At 36.3% G+C, this 1,629-nt stretch carries 1 protein-coding gene; it reads left to right on the forward strand.

From position 1 onward, the window contains the following. The first annotated feature begins 254 nt into the window (after window positions 1–254). Complete coding sequence (locus tag COE53_RS22965; RefSeq protein WP_098948773.1) at window positions 255–1,490, forward strand: IS110 family RNA-guided transposase; 1,236 nt, start codon at window positions 255–257, stop codon at window positions 1,488–1,490. Window positions 1,491–1,629 lie beyond the last annotated feature (139 nt).

Raw genomic sequence — 1,629 nt, forward strand, 5'->3', positions numbered from 1 at the left:
GCATGCGTTCGTATTATAAGGTCAACCAGTTAAATTTCTGGTTGACCATTTTTTATATGGTCTTATTATTAAAGTAGTCGGGGCAGAACGAAGCTTGCGTGGGGCTTAGACCCCGTCAACTAAACAGTTCACCCCCTACTTATAGAAACATGCTTTGGGCTGGTTGGGACAAGGATCCCGAATAACAAGCGAACCTATGACACTATAAGGGAGCATTAGGGGAACCGATAAATTTAATTTTTGGAGGAGATATTATGAATCCAGTAGTTGGTCTGGATGTCGCAAAAGGAGAAAGTCAGGTTCAAGGTTTTTTAGATAAAAAGACTCCTTTTAAAAGAAGTTTTAAGATTTTACATACGGTTGAAGGCTTTGAGCAGCTACTTCAATTCTTACGGAAAATCGAAGAAACAACGAATACAAAACCAGTATTGATAATGGAATCGACAGGGCATTACCATTCACCAGTTATGCAATTCTTAGATAACTTAAACTATATTTACATCGTTATTAATCCATTAATCTCTTATCGAGCTAAAAGCACGAGTTTAAGAAAGGTAAAGACTGATGCCATCGATGCGTACCACCTCTGCGAGCTGTACTACAAAGAAGAGTTAGAGCCGTATAAAAAGCGTGGTGTACAATTACTAAACCTGAGAAATTTAACGAGACAGCACGATCATTTAACAGGTATTAGTTCTCAGGCAAAACTACATTTTCTAGCGATTCTAGATCAAGTGTTTCCTGAATATCGAGGTGTGTTTGGCGACTTATACTCTAATGTTTCGCTCTCAACTTTACTAGAGTTTCCCTCATCTGAAGCAGTGTTACAAGCAGGTGAAGATCAACTAAGTAAACGAATCGCATCCTTATGTACTGGCCGTTCTAAACAATGGGCAAAGGAAAAAGCAAAGCTTTTAATGACTGCGGCTGAAAAAAATCCGTTTCAAATCAATCTTTATAGAAGCCTTTTTATCTCGCTTGAAATGCATATCAAAATGGTTCTTCAATACAAAGAACATCTATCCAATTTGAAAGCAGAGATAGATGTCCTCGTAAAAGAAATAGAAGAATATAATATCATCCAATCAATTCCAGGTATCGGAAAAAAAATCGCGGCAACGATTATTTCTGAAATTGGTGAAATTGATCGGTTTGATAACCCTAAAAAACTTGTGGCGTTCACTGGAGTTGATCCGAGTGTCTTTGAATCTGGTAAATTCACAGCCACTAGAAACCGCATTACTAAACGTGGTTCTAGTCGATTGAGACATGCATTATACATGGCTGTTCGGTGTGCAATTCGTGATAATCGTAAGAGTAAAACAACAGACGAAATCATCCCAAGAAATAAACGAATGCGACAATTTTATGATAAAAAGCGTGAAGAAGGAAAACCATTTAGAGTAACAGTTATTGCTTGTGTAAACAAACTATTACACTGGATTTATGCCCTGTTAAAAAACAAAACGACTTTCCAAGATCTAGCTTAAAATCTCGAATCAGCATAAATTACCATAATCTTCCAATTTCGTATAAATGGAAGATTATTTGGCATGTCTAAAATAGTATAACATGACTCTCAAATATTTTTTATTGAAAAATATTGACAAACTATTAGCTGGTTTAGTT

Origin of the sequence: Bacillus sp. AFS029533, assembly GCF_002585125.1 — a bacterium.
Classification (GTDB): domain Bacteria; phylum Bacillota; class Bacilli; order Bacillales; family Bacillaceae_G; genus Gottfriedia; species Gottfriedia luciferensis_B.

Bases quoted from the DNA above. Each gene is read 5' to 3' on its own strand.
- COE53_RS22965 (WP_098948773.1), top strand. From the start codon at position 255: ATGAATCCAGTAGTTGGTCTGGATGTCGCAAAAGGAGAAAGTCAGGTT.